Source organism: Virgibacillus kimchii (assembly GCF_055379185.1).
Genome location: NZ_AP043951.1, coordinates 1,860,382 through 1,877,795, shown reverse-complemented (window position 1 = coordinate 1,877,795; position 17,414 = coordinate 1,860,382). Strand labels below are relative to the sequence as shown.

The window sequence follows — 17,414 nt, the reverse complement described above, 5'->3', positions numbered from 1 at the left end:
AAATAGCACTTCCTGCTCATTGACTTGTATATGTAAAACAAATATACTTTAATGAATATATGTGAAAAACATATACACTTGCAATGTATATCCGAAACCATATACAAAACCATTCTGGAGGTGACTAAAATGTCCGAAACATTTGCATGTATTGCTCTTGATATCGTTGATTCACGCAAGATGGAAACAGCAAAATTGGAAAAGCAGCTTAACGCACTGACGGAGGAGTTAAATGATCATTATTCCAACGACATGCTTCTTCCTTTCACCATTCGCAATGGCGATGAAGTCATAGGAATATTTTACCGTTATACCACCGGTTATCAGGCAATGGACTATCTCCTGGAAAAAACCGGAAGCTTAACTGTTTACGCAGGATGCGGGTTTGGTGAAATCCATAAATCAAAGTCGATTGATGTGCACAGGTCCAACAGCCCTGCAATTATTTATGCCATGGAAGCAAGGGATCAGTTCCTGAAAAATAACAGGAAGGAAGCGGCCATATGGAATAAGGAGTTTTCCAATAAAGCATTTTTTTATGGGAGCCGACCTTTTCCTTATCAGGCCATCAACAGCCAGTTTTATATGATTCGTTCCTATAAGCGGAAACGCAGTGACAAGCAGCGTCAGATCATTAAGGAAATAAATAGGCATCCACGGAAAACATATGAGGAAATCGGCAGGCTTTTTCACTACAAAAATCCGCGGGCAAGTATAAGCAATCATCTGACTGCTGCCAATTATGATCTGGTCAACGAGATGGAAAACAGTTTGGCTCAATTGCTAAATGTGTTGCAGGATGAAGTGGAGGGAAAACCATGACGTATTTTCTATTATTCAGCTTTGCGCATGTCATTGCCGATTTCCTTTTGCAACCAACTCAGCTTGTGGAACAGAAAAAAGAAAAATCAACGAGGATAAAAGCGTTGGCGATCCACGCAGGCATTCATTTGCTGCTGTATGTTTTATTATTGCTGCCTTGGTTTATATGGGAAAACCCATTGGACATGTCCTCTGTACTTGTTTACATCGGAGTTATTTTATCGGTCACAGTCATTCATTTTATCATTGATTATTTCAAAGAGGTAAGTTCAGAGAAGGCGACATCCCAAAAGCAGCATGCATTCATTTTTGCAGTAGACCAGTTGTTGCATGTCATCTCAATAGTAATGGTTCTGCGCATGTTTCAAGTGGTTAATTTTACATTCACTGAGCTGGCGGGAGATATATATGATTATCTTTTTCATGGCATTTCCCTGACGGAGCTGGAGACCGTGCTGGGACTTGCTGTTCTGTTGGTGATCGCCACCTATGGCACTTCCTACTTTCTTGCCATCGTCCTTAAAAATCTGGCACCGGGGGATTCGGTGATCAATACAAAACAGGAAAGGCAGAAAAAAGAAGCGTTTAATAGAGTTACGAGTACGACGATAACTACACAAGTGTCCCTGGCATACCCTAGGCAAAATAAAAGTATAGGACGATATATTGGCATGCTGGAGCGTATGTTAATCATTATTCTGGTTGTAAACGAGGCGCTTACCGGTATTACAATTCTGGTAGCAATTAAATCCATTACCAGGTTCAAGCAATTTGAAGACAAGCGGTTTGCCGAGTATTATTTGATTGGAACGCTATTCAGTATCGTGATCGCTGTTTGTCTTGGATTTTTGGCATTGCGCATCATTTAAAGACTGCAGTATGAAGGTTCGTACAGTCATTTCATCTAAAGATTAAGTTTTCCCATTTGCAATCCGGTAGGTTTTCCAAACATAATAAAAAGGAACGATAAAGATAATAATGGTCAGCATCATGATGCCCGTACCAAGGCCGTCACCGTCCCCCATCGCGGTTTGGATGGTTCCAAACAGGATCCAGCTGAACATGATACTTATAATCAGGTTAATCACTGCCATCATTCTGGCCATGTTTTGTTTAATCAATTTTAATTGCCTTTTTGTTAATTCTTCTTTCTTAATAAAAGGCATATTGACAAATTGAATCATGTCTTTTTTATCTTTTTTTATAATTAAAAAGTAGTTAATCATAAATGCCTGGAATAAAATAAAACCATAGATGACAAGCAATCCAATGAGGAATCCTTTTCCTCCCCAGGCATCGGGCTCACCGGCGATATTATAATGCCTCGGAATCTCTTCCGGCAGCCGGCCATATTGCGAAATAACGTAAAACACACTCAAAACGAGAAGCGAAAAAGAAATCACATCCACAAACGGAGAATAATACTTACTAATCCTGCCCCACAAATCCCATCACCTCTGCATGGGGTCTGACCCCTCAATTCGGACAATTCTGTTTTTTTGGTTGCCAGGTTTATTATAACATGTTGGTTTTGTTTTTGGGGTGGGGAAATTTGATTTTTTTAATAAATGCAAAGAGGAAGAGAGGGACGATAATGAAGCTTTCGGTAATATATGGCATGATCGTACTCACACTGACTTTAAAAACACCGCTCGTTACGATAATGGATGAGCAGGAGTGGATACCGGCAGCCGGAGATGAAAATATAATTATCGTTGACAGTCATATTGATACGTTAATGAAGGTAGCGGATGATGAAACAGGCATGCCAGCAGTGGACATTGGAGAAAATACCGATTTTGAAGTAGATATTCCGAAACTGCAGGAAGCCGGGCTGCAAGTACCATTCATGGCTGCCTTTACTGCCGGCTTTCATGACGACCATGCAAAAAATATAAGTGATACGCTGGCTTCGATCCATGCTTTATACTGGACAGCAGAAAATAATAGGGAGACTTTCGCCATCACTTCCACATGGCAGGATATCCTTCAGACGGTCCAGGAGGAGAAAATTGCCGCAGTACCTGCCATTGAAGGTGCCTACTCCCTGGCAGATGACCATGCCGTGGAATTGTTGCATCAATACCATGACCTTGGCATTACATCAATCGGTTTTACATGGAATTACTCCAATGCACTTGGGGAAGGGGCAAACCGGGTATATAATGATGGAATTAATACACCCTCTGATGGTGGTCTGACGGAGCTGGGGGCAACGATTGTAAGGGAGATGAACCGGCTTGGCATGCTCGTGGATGTTTCCCATATAGATGAAGGAACGTTTTGGGATGTGCTGGACGTAACTGTAATGCCGATTATTGCCACCCATTCCGGTGTGGACGCATTACGTTCCCACCCAAGAAATTTAACCGATGAACAGCTGGAAGCATTGGCTGATAACGGCGGGGTGATCGGCATAGTATTTTACCCGGAGTTTTTAACCGATACCGGGGAGGCAACCGTGGCCGATATTGTGGATCATATTGATCACGCCGTGCAGGTAATGGGGGTGGACCATGTGGCGATCGGTTCTGATTTTGATGGAGCAACCTTGCCTGCGGATATGCAGGATGCGACTGATATTTCCAAAATAACCGAAGAACTAAGAAATCGCGGTTATTCCCAAGCAGACATTATAAAGATCATGGGAGCAAATACACTGCGGCTGCTGCATGAAGTGCAGGCTGGTGCCGCCCCGGATGCGGTAACACAGGCAGACGGGATCGAGCTTTATCCCAACCTGGAAATGGGGGAGGGAGTGGAAAGCAGGACTCCCGAATTAAGCGCCAAAATAGAAACAGCGGCAGTCGATGAAAATGCACTCCGGATGATTATTGATGGCCGGGCGTATGAGCCGGAATATGATGAAGAATCCCAAACGATGACTGTCCAGGTGGAGGAAGCATTGGAAGAAAAATTTCATGTCGTCACCTTTGAAGTCCGTAATGAAGATGGTGAAATAAAAAGAGAGACAAGAATATTTCATATAAACAATTAGGATGATGGAACCATTTGTATAAAAAAGTGGCCATACGCAAGGAAATAACAGTCGCCATGACGAAAAAACACAGTAAACTGGCCATATTCCAAAAAACTGTTTTGTTTCAGCTTATGTTGAAACAAAACAGTTTTTTATTTCCTTCTTGACGCATACAGGCATTACTTCATCTTTCATGTGCCAGTATTCCCATACATATCCATTCTGCAACAAAAGAACTGCACGGTGTTACAAGGGTATGCATGATTTTGTCGTTTAGTAGAAAAGTCTCTTTTATTATGGGAACATATGTTCTATAATTGGTGTAAGGTTTTTGGACAGCCTGTTTTTTATTTCACGTTAAGAAAGCTGGGAAGTCAATTTGAGCAAGTTAAAATTTTTAAGTATTAATTGTAAGAAAAACTGATGCATTCACTAAAAGATAAGCGGATGCGAGTTTTTCTAATATGCCACCTGGGAGGGACGTGTTTCGAATAGTAATTACAAAAGCTGGTGGGGGTAGTATCAATGACGGAAAAGAAAAAGAAACGCATAACTTTTGAGGAGATTTTCGAACAGAATGAAAGAAGGATTTACTACCATATGCATAAGCTGCGGGTGAGAGATCCGGAGCGTGAGTTTTACCAGGAAGGTTTGGTTGCCATGTGGAATGCCTATGAAAAGTATGAGCCTGACAAAGGACCGATGGCAACTTATTTTAATTTTACGATCCGTAATCGAATGATTGACTTGATACGGAAAAAAGAAAGGGAAAAGGAGGGGTTTCAGAAATTTTCACAGGAAATGATGGTGAAGGAAACAGATGGAAATTATTATAAAGCTGGTGGCATTTCCAATCCAATCGTCCAGGGAACGGAACTACACACTTATGACGGGGAATTTTGGCGTGAAATCAGGTCAGGTTTAAGTGAGAATCAATGGAAATGGGTGAAGCTGTTTGTGATGGAAGGCATGCCGATGAAAGAAATTGCCGACCAGGAGGGTGTTTCACCGGATGCCGTGAAAAGCTGGGGAAGGGAAGCGAGGAAAAAACTGAAGAAAAAATCGGATAAATTAGCTTCTTATTAGATGTGAAAAGGGAAGCCGGCTGCAAGCCCAACTTCCCTTTTCATGTTACCATTACGGCCCTCATGGATGGTGCAGCAGGAATTTATTCAGACACTGTTTTTTCTTTTATTTTTTCAAAAGTAAATTCATCACCTATGGCTAATTGGTCTGTAACAATATTAACGTTAGCCTGATGGCCTTTGTGAAAGGAAGGACCATAATTGATGGATGCACCGCCTGAGACTTTGTTTATCTTTTTAAAGGCGATCCGGTTTACGTGACCAAACTTCTTCATGCTGAGCCTCCTTTCCCTATAGTTTATGTACCCGGGACAAGCTGCGTATGGATGGTTAACCGGGTGATGCAGGAAATGTGTGCCTGTGCAAAGGCGGCATTTATTAAACACTTCGAATCTAGTATAATTGATTCATAGATAACATATTGAAAAGAAGTTCATTCCTGAGGAGGAGAAAGACAGATGAAATTTTTCCACACGGCTGACTGGCACTTGGGAAAACTGGTGCAAGGGGTCTATATGACAGAAGATCAGGATTACATACTCAAGCAATTTATGCAGGATATAGAAAAAGAAAAGCCGGACGCGGTTATTATTGCAGGTGATCTATATGACCGGGCCGTACCGCCGATCGAAGCAGTTCATTTGCTCGATTCATTTTTGGATAAGGTGGTCATGCAGCTGGGAATACCGGTGCTGGCCATTGCCGGGAACCATGACAGCCCTAGCAGGCTCAATTTTGGCAGCAAAATTATGAAGGACAGGGCGTGTCACATTACCGGTACGCTTTCCAAAAAGATGGAACCGGTGAAATTGCAGGATGCGCATGGGGAAGTTCATTTTCATCTTGTACCCTATTGTGATCCGAGCATGGTGCGACATGTGCTGGAGGATGATGAAATATGCTCGCATAACGATGCGATGAAAAAAATAACAGAGCAAATCCGTGAAAAAATGGATCCGGAAGCAAGACATGTATTTGTCGGACATGCTTTTGTCACGCCTTACGGAGAAGAAAAAGCAAACACAAGTGAATCGGAGCGTCCGTTGTCGATTGGCGGGTCCGAATACGTGGATGCAGGACATTTTTCTCCGTTTCATTACACGGCACTCGGGCATTTGCACCAGGCGCATTTTGTAACGGAGGAAGCGATCCGCTATGCCGGTTCGCTGCTGAAATATTCGGTATCCGAGGAGCACCATAAAAAAGGTTATTTCATTGTGGAGATGGATGAAAAAGGGGATGTGGAAATAGAGAAACGTCTGCTGGAGCCGAGAAGGGATATGCGGACGGTGGAGGGAACGCTCAATGAACTACTCACGCATCCGGTGAATGAAGATTATGTATTTGTCCGCCTTACAGATGATAAGCCGGTTTTATCCCCGATGGAAAAGGTGAGGTCCGTCTATCCGAATACGATGCATATCGAACAGACGATGAACAGTCTGCCCTTTCAAAAGGAGGAAGGTTTCGCCTCCCCGGCCCGCACGGAAATTAATGATCTTGAACGCTTCCAGGAATTTTACCGAAAAGTAAAAGGGGTGGAAGCAACAGAAGAAACAGAGGAGATTTTTAAAGAGGTGCTGGAAGATTTGTTAAAAGATAAAAATGAAACCGGGGAAAAAATACTTCACGTTTAGAATAGGGGGGAACAAGTGGTGAAGCCAATTACACTGACGATGACAGCTTTCGGTCCGTATAAAGACAAAGAAACGATTGATTTTAATAACTTGGACGGGCACAGTCTGTTTGTCATATCCGGAAATACGGGAGCCGGAAAAACGACAATATTTGATGGAATCTGTTTTGCATTATACGGAACGGCAAGCGGGCAGGACAGGGAAAATAATACGATGCTCCGGAGTGATTTTGCAGCAGATGACGTAAATACATCTGTTGAGCTAATTTTTGAGCTGAAGGGGAGAACATACCGGGTACTCCGCCAGCTGGGTCATGTGAAACAGGGGAATAAGACGAAAACGGGGGAGCGTTACGAGTTTTTTGAAATCACCCGGGATGGGGAAGTTCCATGTGTGGACAGGCAAATGGTTTCCGAAATTGATAAAAAAGTGGAAGAATTAATCGGCTTAACGAAAGACCAGTTTAAGCAAATCGTCATGCTGCCACAGGGTGAATTCCGGAAATTGCTCACTTCCAAAACGGAAAATAAAGAAGAAATTTTACGGCGGCTGTTCAAGACAGAACCGTATAAACAGATTACCGAGCGGCTGCGTGAAAAGAAAAATGCAGCAGATGATGCGTTCAACCAAGCAGCACAAATGAAAGATAATTTTATCCGTGAAATTAAGAATACATTGCCGGAAAGGGAAAATTCGATTATTTACCAAGTGCTTTCCGGGGAATTTCACAATGTAAGGCAGATTACAGATGGTCTTACTGAAGAAGTGGCTTTTTATGAAAAAGAGATGGAACAGGACCAGCAAAGCTATCAAAAGGCATATAAGGAACATGATGATAAACAAAAAGAATATCATCAGGCAGTGGCATTGAACGAGCAATTCGATGATTTGGAGAAAAAAGAGTTCCATTTAAACCAATTGAATGAGCAGGTACCTGTGTTTAATGAAAAAGAGAAACAGCTGACAGCTGCGGAACAGGCCGGGTTGATTTTGCCCTATGAAAAGCAGCTGGATGACTGGGTTCAGGATGAAAAACAGAAGCAAACAGACCTCGAGCAGGCAAAGCAAGCCATGAAATCAGCAGAAGAGAAGCTGGGAAAAGTGCAGCAGCGTTATGTGCAGGAGGAAGCGAAGCAGAACGAACGGGAAAATGTAAGTAATACGCTTGATCGTCTGCAAAGTTTTTTGCCGGTGGTCGAGGAAATAGATGAACTAAAAAAGGAACTGAATGAGCTCATCACCAAAGGAAAAAAGGCAAATCAGCAACTGGATAAAGCAGATGTGGAGCTGAAAAGAAAAACGGAAGAAACAGAACAATTCGATGCCGAAGTTAAAAAGATGGATGCGTTGGTCGGAGAATTGCCGGACAAACAGGAAAAATTTGAGCGCATCCGTGAACAGAAGCGAATTTTCAAGGAGTATATAGACTTAACACGTCAGCAAAACAGCCTGGAAAAAAAGCTTCAAACAAGCAAAACCCAGGCGGAAGAGACGAAGGCTGCATATGCCAAACTGGAAAGCTCCTGGCTGGCAAATCAGGCGGTTGTTCTGGCAAGCCATCTGCATGACGGGGAAGCGTGTCCGGTTTGCGGGAGCCATGATCACCCGAATAAGGCGGTCCATCAGGAAGAAAGTGTTTCAAAAGAACAGCTGGAGAGCCTGAAGAAAGAGCTGGATGAAAAGGACACTACATACCGGGAGACGCTGGCAAAATACAATGAGATACAGCGGCAGCTCCAAAAAGCCGAACAGGAAGCTGCGGGATATGCTGTTTCCCCGGAAAAATGGGAAGAAACGTATAAAGAAGTTTTACAGGAAGAAAGGGCCCTGGAAACGGAAGTAAACAGGTTGAAAAACATGCGCCAGCAGCTGCATTCCTTAAAAAAGAAATATGAACAGGAAAGGGAAGCTTTAAAGCAGTTTGAAAAAACACGGGAAGAATACAGGGAAAAGCGTGATCAATTGCGTACTAAATATAAAGAAAAGCAGGGAGAATATAAAGGAAAAGTACAGCCAGTTCCTGAAGAAATGCGTGAACTAACAGCCCTGAAAAATGAAATAAACAAAACTGAGAAATGGAAAGAAGAGCTGGGGAAGGCATGGGAACAGATCCAACAAGAACTGGAACAAGTAAAAGATCAGCATAGGAAGTGCGAGGTCAACCTGGATCATGCTTTTAAGCAAATGAAAGAATCTGCGGAAAAGAAGGAAAAAGCTGCGCAACAATTTGAAGAAGCGTGGAAAGGGCATGACTTTGCTTCCAGAGAAGCCTACGAACAGGCAAAAATGAATGAGCAAGAGCAGCAGAAAGTCAAGAAGGAAATAGAAAGCTTTAAAGAGGAAAGAGCAGCATTAGTCCGTCATGTGGAAGAAATGAAAACGAATCTGCAGGATAAGCGCAGAATGGATGTAACGGCTTTGGCTGCACAATTGAAACAATTAAAGGATGCTTACGAAGCTGCTTTGGAAAAATGGAACCGATCTGAGCGCTATTATAAAGATGCCAGCAAATTGAAAAAGAATATAGCTGATGCAGAGGAAGCAGTAATGGAAAAGGAAGAAGCATTACGAACGATTACTGATTTATATGATGTGATCCGCGGGCAAAACCATCAAAAAATCTCTTTTGAACGTTATTTGCAAATCGATTATTTGGAGCAAATTATTGCTGCAGCCAATCAGCGGCTGAAGCGGCTTTCCAACGGTCAATTTTATCTCATGCGCAGTGACCGGCAGGAATCCCACGGAAGACAGAGTGGATTGGCACTTGATGTCTATGATGCATACACGGGCCAGACCCGGGATGTGAAAACACTCTCCGGCGGCGAAAAGTTTAATGCTTCGTTATGTCTGGCGCTCGGCATGTCTGATGTCATTCAAAGTTTCCAGGGAAGTATTTCGATTGAAACAATGTTTATAGATGAAGGGTTTGGCACACTGGATGAAGAATCACTGAACAAAGCGATAGATACGCTGGTTGAATTGCAGCAATCCGGCCGCATGATCGGCGTCATCTCCCACGTCCAGGAATTAAAAACCGTATTTCCTGCGGTTCTGGAAGTGCAAAAGCAGAAATCAGGTTCCAGCACAACGAGATTTATAACGAAATAAATTTGCTCATCTTACTCATACTATTTACCAAGGAGGGTGAATAGTATGAGTAAAGGCAAAAAGAAAAAGAACAAGTCCAAAGAAGAATTGAATGATATGAAGGATAATAAAAAGTATCCACAAAACAGACCGCCGAGATAATAAAAACCGCCTTTTGTAAAGGCGGTTTTTTCCTGGCGAGGTTGGAACATAACTCTCGTATGATAGCGATTCTATTGGACAAGTCACACATTATTATAACGTGTTAAGTCAAATAGAATTGTTCTCAAGGCCGACTCATCTGAAAAAAGGTTAAGTTAAGTCCAATAGACCGCTTCTCAAGGCCAATTCAAATGAAAAAAGGTTAAGTTAAGTCCAATAGACCGCTTCTCAAGTCCGATTTAGCTGAAAAAAGGTTAAGTTAAGTCCAATAGACCGCTTCTCAAGTCCGATTTAGCTGAAAAAAGGTTAAGTTAAGTCCAATAGACCGCTTCTCAAGGCCAATTCAAATGAAAAAAGGTTATGTTAAGTCGAATAGACCGGTTCTCAAGTCCGCTTCACTTGAAAAAAGGTTATGTTAAGTCGAATAGACCGGTTCTCAAGTCCGTTTCACTTGAAAAAAGGTAAGGTTAAGTCCAATAGAGTGGTTCTCAAGTCCGCTTCACTTGAAAAAAGGTTAAGTTAAGTCCAATAGACCACGCCTCAAGGCCATACACCAGAACAATGGTTAGTTAATGTCCAATAGAACACCTCAATAGACCTGAAAGAAAAGGTTATTTTTGGTTAATTGAACGCTTCTGTTATGCAATAGCTCATTTATATCCAGAACGTTATGATAGGTCCTAATTCTAAAAGAGAACCCCTTACTCTGTCAACTGGCTTTTTTCCTTCACTTCCCGGCCATCCTTCACATAAACCCGGGGAATCCGCTTTCCAATCAGGCAGGTGGTCTCATAATGAATGGTGCCCATCAGATCAGCCACTTCCGCCATGGGGATATGGCCTGCTTTTTCATCTCCAAAAATACTGAATACTGTTTCGTGGTCTACATGATCAATCCCTGTAACATCTATCATCGATTGGTCCATGCACACACGGCCGACGATGCGGGAACGCTCTCCATTTACCATGACATCTCCGCGGTTGGACAGGAGGCGGGAAAAACCGTCTGCATACCCTATGGGGATCGTGGCAATTTTGGAATCCTGTTCGGTAGTAAAAGTACAGCCGTAACTAATGGATTCCTGCGGCCGCAAATTCTTAATAAAGACAGGCTTTGTTTTTAACGTCATGGCCTGTGTCAGATCAATGATTTCTTTCATAAAATCTTCCGGATATAATCCATACATGGCGATGCCGACCCGGACCATATCCAGATGCTTGGATGGATGGGCAATGGTGCCGGCACTATTACAGCAATGCCTGATAGGAACATCGACCCCATGATCCTTTAAATAATCTGTTATTTCCATAAAGCTTTCAAATTGTTTATCCGTATAGGATGTGTCTTTATTATCGGCATCAGCAAAATGGGTAAATATTCCTTCGATAATAACATACTCCGATGACAGGGAGCGGGCGAGATCGAGTACATGGTTTTTATCTCTCAGACCGATCCGGTTCATCCCCGTTTCTGCTTTAATATGAACACGGGTCTGTTTTTCCAGTTTTCTTGCCATATCTTTCACCGCTTCTGCAGCTTCCGGTGTGAAGACAGTCAGAGTAATATCATTTTTAATGGCTGTTTCGATTGCTTCCGGAGGGGTATATCCCATAACCAGGATCGGTGCCTGAATCCCGGCCTCCCGGAGTAAAATCGCTTCATCCAAAATGGCGACAGCAATATAATCCGCTCCGGCCAATAATGCTTCATTGGCAATTTCTGCTGCTCCATGTCCATAGCCGTCAGCTTTGACAACTGCCATATATTTTGTGTTATTTCCAATATGCTCCTTGAACGCTTTTACGTTATGGTGAATAGCATCCAATGAGATTTCCGTCCAGGTTTCCCGGTAACTTCCATGATGCATGCCTGTGACTCCTCCTTTATGATGGAAAAACTGTTTTGTTGGTACAGAATAGATTGCCCATCCAACTTCAAAAAGTACCCTTCCAGTCAGGCTTAAGAAGGGTACTTGAAAGAATTGCACTGTTCCATTTTATAAAAAGATTAATGGAAAGTTATACAAACCATATTATTTCCATGCATCTTTTACAGCAACATAAGGGTAATCCAAATCATTTGCAACCGCTTCGTAAGTTACATGACCGTTCATGACGTTGATCCCGCTTTCGATGGCCGGGTTATCCTGCACTGCTTTTTCCACGCCTTTGGAAGCGATCTGTACGGCATATGGTACCGTTACATTTGTCAGTCCGACAGTTGCAGTTCTTGGGACGGCACCCGGGATGTTGGCAACCGCATAATGCAATACATCATGTTTTTCATAAATAGGATCAGCATGTGAAGTTGGATGATCCACTGTTTCAAAGTTTCCGCCCTGGTCGATGGCCACATCAACGATAACACTGCCGGGCTGCATGGATTTTACCATTTCCTCGGAAACCAGTTTCGGTGCTTTTCTTCCTGGGATCAATACGGAACCGACAACAAGGTCAGAATTTTTTACTGCCTCGGCTATGTTAAATGGATTGGACATAAGCGTTTGCACTTTTGATCCAAAAATATCTTCCAGTTCGCGAAGTCTTGCCGGATTCAAGTCAATAATATTTACATTTGCTCCAAGGCCAAGTGCCATTTTTGCAGCGTTCGTTCCAACGACACCACCGCCGATAACTGTAACAGTACCACGGCTTACTCCCGGAATACCGCCAAGGAGGATACCTTTGCCGCCTTTGGATTTCTCGAGGTATTGTGCACCAAGCTGCGTAGCCATTCTACCGGCTACTTCACTCATTGGTGTAAGCAATGGCAATGTGCCGTTTACTGTGATCGTTTCATAAGCAATAGCAGTTACTTCATTTTCCACAAGTGCTTTCGTAAGTTTTGGCTCAGCTGCTAGATGTAGGTAAGTAAATAAAATTAATCCTTTACGGAAATAATCGAATTCAGATGGCAGCGGTTCCTTTACTTTCATGACCATGTCTGCTCTTTTCCAAACATCGGCAGCATCTTCCACAAGTTCCGCTCCTGCTTCTTTGTATTCTTCATCCGGGAAGCTGCTTCCAAGTCCTGCACCTTTTTCCACAAGAACGGTATGGTTGGCGTTGCGTAAATTTACCACACCGGCCGGCGTCATGGCAACACGGTTTTCGTTGTTCTTTATTTCCTTTGGTACACCGATAATCATGTACATCTCTCCTTTAAACGTATTTATCCCTATCGTATCTCTTATAAAACAATTTTACCTTATGAAAAAACATAAAAATAGTCGGAAGGCTTTGTAGTTTTACACAAAGCCCTCTTAATTCATTTTTTCCATAATCAGTTCAATGTAAACGGCTGTTTTTTGTACAGGATCTTTTAAATCCAACCCGCTTACCTCACTGATCCGCTTCAGCCTGTAATTCATCGTATTCTGATGAATAAACAATTGCTTTGCGGCCCGGTGAACATTGGAATCGGCCTGTAAAAAATAGTAGAGCGTCTTCAACAGGGAAGTCTGATTTTTACCATCATATTCTTGCAGCCTCCTTATATATTTGTTTTTCTTGCTTTGTTGTTTCCATATTTTATATAGATCATCGATAAACTTATATATACCGAGATCTTCATAAAGGAAGGTATGCTCTAATTCATCGGGAATATAGCTTTGCAGATGAATCGTGTGCATGGCTTCTTTATAGGAATGGTTCATATGTGTCGCTGCATCGTAAACGAGGCCGGCCGCGCCATTTATTTTCTGCAGTTTCAATTGGGTGCTGATTCTGTGTATAAACTGTTCTATGAATTCATTCAGCCGATCGGTAACTTCTTCGCTTTTGATGATGCGAACAAGCAGGATAAACTCATTTTCATCAAAAAGCCGGAATATGACCTGTACCTGTGTTTGTGTTTCCGCTAAATAGTAGGCATGCTTTTCCATTTGCTCGGTAATTTTATCGGAAAAACGGAAAACAACGACAGTGAGATTGTCTTTGAGGGTGACATTAAAGTGTCTTGCCTGTTTGTGAATTTCATTCGGGTCTTTTTGGCTGCCTGTCAGCAGCTGCCAAAAGAAATCCTTGTAATTTTCTTCTGCATTTCTTTTCCCCGATTGTTTTGCCAGCAACAGTTTCTTCACTTGTTCCGATGCTTCTTTTAAAAGAGACAGGGCTTCTTGAGTAAGTGTTTTATCACTTGTATGAATCCAAATAAACCCAAGCACTTCACTCTTTTTCCAAATGGAAATCGCTACCCGATTACCCAGGCCGATTTCTGTTATTTCGGGTATAAGGACAGGTTCATTACTATCTATTAATTTTGGCATGACGCCATTTTTCCACAGACCATTCAATACTTTATCCGGTACTTTTCGGTTCATGATCGTGGCTATTCTCGCTTCATCAACATTCTCCTTATGTTTGCTGTAGGCAACGACATGATGGTTGGCATCTTCAATCGTGATGGGGCAATCAAAAAAATCACCAATATAATCGGCGAGCTCATCCAGTGAATCGAAAGTCTGGTTCAGGTGCATATGATGTCCTTGAACATTCGGGGTGTGCTTCATTTAATCTAACCCTTTCATTTATAATACATCCAGGTTTTTTGCAGATAATAAGGTAAATCAGTACGGTTATCTATCGTTCGACAGATTTCTATATGTGGTATACACTCATGAGGGAGTATTTATTTGGAAAAAAACACAAACATACCACTTCCTATTTTAGTATAATCACAAACAGATTTCATCCTTTAGCATGTATAATGAGTAATGACATAAAGGAGGAAGACATGATGAAAGCAACAAGTAAAAGAACATGGAAGATTGCAAGCGCTTTTACCGGAATTATTGTCGGGGCAGGTTTGGCATCAGGGCAGGAAATACTGCAATACTTTACAAGCTTCGGACTTCTCGGTATTTTGGGCGCTATTGTTACTACCGCTTTATTTGCGTTTACAGGAATGATGCTTGTCTATCTTGGCAGCCGTTTGCAAACGAATTCACATAAAGATGTGATTTATAAAATCAGTGGAAAGTATCTTGGAACAATTATTGACTATGTACTTATTTTTACTACATTCGGCGTCGGGGTCGTCATGATTGCTGGAGCCGGTGCTAACTTAAATCAGCAGTTTGGTGTGCCGCATGTCGTTGGAACCGCCCTGATGACGATTATTGTTTTACTTGTCGGCATGTTAAAAGTGAATCGTGTCGTTGGGGCAATAAGCAGTGTGACACCATTTCTCATTTTATTCGTCGTTATTGTTTCTATTTATAGTTTCTTTACGATGGATAGCTCATATGCAGAACTGAACGAAATTGCACAGGGTCATGAAAGTACTTTGCCAAACTGGTTTGTTGCTGCGCTGAATTATGTCTCATTTAATATTTCAGTTGGGGCAGCCATGGCTATTGTCATGGGAGGCGATGAGAAAAATACAAAGGTTGCAGCAAGAGGTGGACTGATCGGTGGTTTAATGCTTGGTATCATTATTATGATGAGTCATCTGGCCATTTTCTCCAAGGTTGAAGAAGTCGGTCATCTGGAGATGCCTACGCTGGGTATTGTAAACGATATCTCTCCGGTACTGGGTGTCATCATGGCGATCGTTCTATTCGGTATGATATTTAATACTGCAATCAGTATGTTCTACTCTTTCACAGCAAGATTCGTTACAGTGGAGACGAAGAACTTTAAAATCTTCCTGGCAATAACATTGGCCGTTGGATTCCTGCTGAGCTTTGTTGGTTTCACGGGGTTAGTTGCTTATTTCTACCCGCTTATCGGTTATCTTGGACTCGTACTGATTGGTGTGCTGATCGTTACACCATTTAGAATAAAAAGACTCAATGCATTAAAAGAAAGAGAACAGGAGTAAATGGGAGAGGAGAACAGGTCTACTGTCCCTACCGTTTATTCTGAGGGGTTGTGCAGTGCTGACTATGGACACTGATGATCCCGGCCGAACTCGAACATATCATAATAATCACTGATTAAATATAATTAATAAGCTGAGCTGTCAGCGGAAACGGCTGTTTTAAGCAATTAAAAAAGATTCCTTCTCAGAAATGAGGAGGAATCTTTTTATCTGGGTGAAAGTTGTCTGCCGGGTTTACAAAATAAGATGTAATAGAATCAAAAAAATGAGGACAATTCCTAATCGTAAATGTGCCATTCTCTTTTTGCCTGTTGGTTTAAATCGACGCATCCAGCCGGTAATTACAACACTTGCGAGAACAATAACTGCGAACAACCCACTGATCATTTTCCAGTTTCCCCAGTGAAAACCTAATTGTTGTATGACTGTGGAAGCATGGAATAGAACGACAAACAATGCAGCTGTACCGGTCCACCGGTGAAAAGGCATATCTTTCTTTATCAGCTGGGCAATTTTTATTTTCTTCTTGCGATCATGGGAGTTACGGATCGTTGAATACATAGCATGGCGTGTCCAATTAAAAAGAATAAGCATCAGCCCCAGCATTCCAAGGCTGATATGAAGCCTTAAATTCGGAAAAGAAAAGTGGGTCAAAACATTCCAGAAGGCCAATATCAAAACAAACAGATTAATATAAAACCACTTATTCATCATGATCCTCCAAAATAGGGGTAATTTTACTCCACGGGGAATTATACCATGTTTTAAGAGTACGGGCAGTGAGATAAAGCATGATATTATATTAATTGGAAGCTGAGCGGGGGAAGGCAGTGGAAGTATATAAAGGGATGGGGGAGACGGATCGGGCAATGATATTGCCCGGTTTACCGTCATCCTGATGGTGGTATGTAGCACAGTCCTGATCAGTGCCCTTCCCGGTATGAAACCTGAGAGCTGTATTTACTAAAAACGGAGAAACTATTCCTTATGCCAATCTGTTGTTACGTCGACGCCTGCGTCCTTCAAAAGATTGTAAATTGGACAACGCTTTTCTACTGTTTCCTTTAATGCCAGGATATTTTCATTGCTTTCTTCGGTTTCCAGAATAACGTTTATATTGACTGTTTGGAAGTACGTAGTTACGCCTTCTACCCCTTTAAATCCCCTTGGGTCCAAGGTGCCTTCAGCTGAAAAGCGAACACCGTCATACCGGAAATCCTGCTCTTTGGCAGCATAGTTAATAATAATGGAAGTGCAAGCCGAAACTGCCCCTAGTAAATATTCCAATGGATTTGGTCCTTCGTTTGTACCACCAAGTCGTTCAGGCTCATCTACGATAAATGGGGAGAGGTCCCTTACCTGAATTTCACTTTTCAGATCACCTGCAGATTTTCCTTCTACTTTTAATGTTGCCAGATTTTGTTGTGTCATTGCTGTTCCTCCTGTAGTATAGTTCGTACACTTTTACTTTAGGGAAGCAAAGTGAATTTGTAAAATAAAACATACCAGAGGAAAGCATGAATTTTGAATCAGAAAGGTACGCCTTTGGATAGGAAACATATGGAAATTAAAAAAAGGCTGGGACATAACTTTAATGTCTAGAAGAAAATCCGAACAAATCATGGTGATAGAGTATCATCGGCCGCTCCGGGAATACACTTCGCTTTCACCACGGGCACAAGTGCGACATCTGGGACTGCGCGTAAATGCTCGTCCCACCGAAAAGCATTAATCAAACTCCCGTTGGTCGTTTTCTCAGTGTCTTCTTTGCCGCAGGCGGCTGATGAGCCTCCTTGCCCCGACAAGAGGTATGC

General features: G+C 42.2%; 14 protein-coding genes. 7 read left to right on the top strand and 7 right to left on the bottom strand.

Going from position 1 to position 17,414, the window contains the following annotated elements; translation table 11 throughout:
• The first annotated feature begins 129 nt into the window (after positions 1–129).
• Complete coding sequence (locus ACZ42C_RS09370; RefSeq protein ID WP_461181163.1) at positions 130–822, top strand: SatD family protein; 693 nt, start codon at positions 130–132, stop codon at positions 820–822.
• Complete coding sequence (locus tag ACZ42C_RS09365; RefSeq protein WP_461181164.1) at positions 819–1,691, top strand: DUF3307 domain-containing protein; 873 nt, start codon at positions 819–821, stop codon at positions 1,689–1,691. The genes ACZ42C_RS09370 and ACZ42C_RS09365 overlap by 4 nt, the downstream gene beginning before the upstream one ends.
• Positions 1,692–1,733: 42 nt before the next feature.
• Here the strand turns inward: ACZ42C_RS09365 and ACZ42C_RS09360 are convergent, their stop codons facing one another.
• Positions 1,734–2,267 carry a DUF1648 domain-containing protein gene (locus ACZ42C_RS09360; protein ID WP_461181165.1) on the bottom strand — a complete coding sequence of 178 codons (534 nt, stop codon included), beginning with the start codon at positions 2,265–2,267 and terminating at the stop codon, positions 1,734–1,736.
• Positions 2,268–2,416: 149 nt separating this feature from the next.
• Between ACZ42C_RS09360 and ACZ42C_RS09355 the strand changes: the two genes are divergently transcribed.
• Both ACZ42C_RS09355 and ACZ42C_RS09350 read left to right on the top strand, forming a co-directional pair.
• A complete protein-coding gene (locus ACZ42C_RS09355; RefSeq protein WP_461181166.1) occupies positions 2,417–3,820 on the top strand; it encodes a dipeptidase in 1,404 nt (467 codons plus the stop codon).
• A gap of 507 nt (positions 3,821–4,327) precedes the next feature.
• A complete protein-coding gene (locus tag ACZ42C_RS09350) occupies positions 4,328–4,888 on the top strand; it encodes a sigma-70 family RNA polymerase sigma factor (protein WP_461181167.1) in 561 nt (186 codons plus the stop codon).
• A gap of 82 nt (positions 4,889–4,970) precedes the next feature.
• Here ACZ42C_RS09350 and ACZ42C_RS09345 read toward each other — a convergent pair whose 3' ends face one another.
• Positions 4,971–5,162, bottom strand: coding sequence for a hypothetical protein (locus ACZ42C_RS09345; protein WP_461181168.1), 192 nt, complete (start codon positions 5,160–5,162; stop codon positions 4,971–4,973).
• Between the two features lie 183 nt (positions 5,163–5,345).
• On the opposite strand from ACZ42C_RS09345, the gene ACZ42C_RS09340 reads away from it, so the two are divergent.
• A complete protein-coding gene (locus ACZ42C_RS09340) occupies positions 5,346–6,524 on the top strand; it encodes an exonuclease SbcCD subunit D (RefSeq protein ID WP_461181169.1) in 1,179 nt (392 codons plus the stop codon).
• An 18-nt stretch (positions 6,525–6,542) separates the two neighbouring features.
• On the top strand, positions 6,543–9,635 hold the full coding sequence (locus ACZ42C_RS09335; RefSeq protein WP_461181170.1) for an AAA family ATPase: 3,093 nt from the start codon (positions 6,543–6,545) through the stop codon (positions 9,633–9,635).
• A gap of 842 nt (positions 9,636–10,477) precedes the next feature.
• Here the strand turns inward: ACZ42C_RS09335 and alr are convergent.
• The 3 genes from alr to ACZ42C_RS09320 form a co-directional block, all read right to left on the bottom strand.
• Positions 10,478–11,644, bottom strand: a complete 1,167-nt coding sequence (alr, locus tag ACZ42C_RS09330; protein ID WP_461181171.1) for an alanine racemase — start codon at positions 11,642–11,644, stop codon at positions 10,478–10,480.
• 165 nt (positions 11,645–11,809) lie between these two features.
• Positions 11,810–12,925, bottom strand: coding sequence for an alanine dehydrogenase (gene ald, locus ACZ42C_RS09325; protein WP_461181172.1), 1,116 nt, complete (start codon positions 12,923–12,925; stop codon positions 11,810–11,812).
• Positions 12,926–13,039: 114 nt separating this feature from the next.
• A complete protein-coding gene (locus tag ACZ42C_RS09320) occupies positions 13,040–14,287 on the bottom strand; it encodes a PucR family transcriptional regulator (RefSeq protein ID WP_461181173.1) in 1,248 nt (415 codons plus the stop codon).
• Positions 14,288–14,511: 224 nt separating this feature from the next.
• On the opposite strand from ACZ42C_RS09320, the gene ACZ42C_RS09315 reads away from it, so the two are divergent.
• Positions 14,512–15,600: a YkvI family membrane protein gene (locus tag ACZ42C_RS09315; RefSeq protein WP_464891353.1), complete on the top strand. Its 1,089-nt coding sequence runs from the start codon at positions 14,512–14,514 to the stop codon at positions 15,598–15,600.
• 234 nt (positions 15,601–15,834) lie between these two features.
• Here the strand turns inward: ACZ42C_RS09315 and ACZ42C_RS09310 are convergent, their stop codons facing one another.
• A complete protein-coding gene (locus ACZ42C_RS09310) occupies positions 15,835–16,314 on the bottom strand; it encodes a hypothetical protein (protein WP_464891352.1) in 480 nt (159 codons plus the stop codon).
• Positions 16,315–16,578: 264 nt separating this feature from the next.
• Positions 16,579–17,031, bottom strand: a complete 453-nt coding sequence (locus ACZ42C_RS09305; RefSeq protein WP_461181176.1) for an OsmC family protein — start codon at positions 17,029–17,031, stop codon at positions 16,579–16,581.
• Between the last annotated feature and the right edge of the window lie 383 nt (positions 17,032–17,414).

What these genes read in the sequence shown, in the direction of transcription:
- ACZ42C_RS09370 (WP_461181163.1), top strand. Translation starts at nt 130, where the DNA reads ATGTCCGAAACATTTGCATGTATTGCTCTTGATATCGTTGATTCACGC.
- ACZ42C_RS09365 (WP_461181164.1), top strand. Translation starts at nt 819, where the DNA reads ATGACGTATTTTCTATTATTCAGCTTTGCGCATGTCATTGCCGATTTC.
- ACZ42C_RS09355 (WP_461181166.1), top strand. Translation starts at nt 2,417, where the DNA reads ATGAAGCTTTCGGTAATATATGGCATGATCGTACTCACACTGACTTTA.
- ACZ42C_RS09350 (WP_461181167.1), top strand. Translation starts at nt 4,328, where the DNA reads ATGACGGAAAAGAAAAAGAAACGCATAACTTTTGAGGAGATTTTCGAA.
- ACZ42C_RS09345 (WP_461181168.1), bottom strand. Translation starts at nt 5,162, where the DNA reads ATGAAGAAGTTTGGTCACGTAAACCGGATCGCCTTTAAAAAGATAAAC.
- ACZ42C_RS09340 (WP_461181169.1), top strand. Translation starts at nt 5,346, where the DNA reads ATGAAATTTTTCCACACGGCTGACTGGCACTTGGGAAAACTGGTGCAA.
- alr (WP_461181171.1), bottom strand. Translation starts at nt 11,644, where the DNA reads ATGCATCATGGAAGTTACCGGGAAACCTGGACGGAAATCTCATTGGAT.
- ald (WP_461181172.1), bottom strand. Translation starts at nt 12,925, where the DNA reads ATGATTATCGGTGTACCAAAGGAAATAAAGAACAACGAAAACCGTGTT.
- ACZ42C_RS09320 (WP_461181173.1), bottom strand. Translation starts at nt 14,287, where the DNA reads ATGAAGCACACCCCGAATGTTCAAGGACATCATATGCACCTGAACCAG.
- ACZ42C_RS09315 (WP_464891353.1), top strand. Translation starts at nt 14,512, where the DNA reads ATGATGAAAGCAACAAGTAAAAGAACATGGAAGATTGCAAGCGCTTTT.
- ACZ42C_RS09310 (WP_464891352.1), bottom strand. Translation starts at nt 16,314, where the DNA reads ATGATGAATAAGTGGTTTTATATTAATCTGTTTGTTTTGATATTGGCC.
- ACZ42C_RS09305 (WP_461181176.1), bottom strand. Translation starts at nt 17,031, where the DNA reads ATGACACAACAAAATCTGGCAACATTAAAAGTAGAAGGAAAATCTGCA.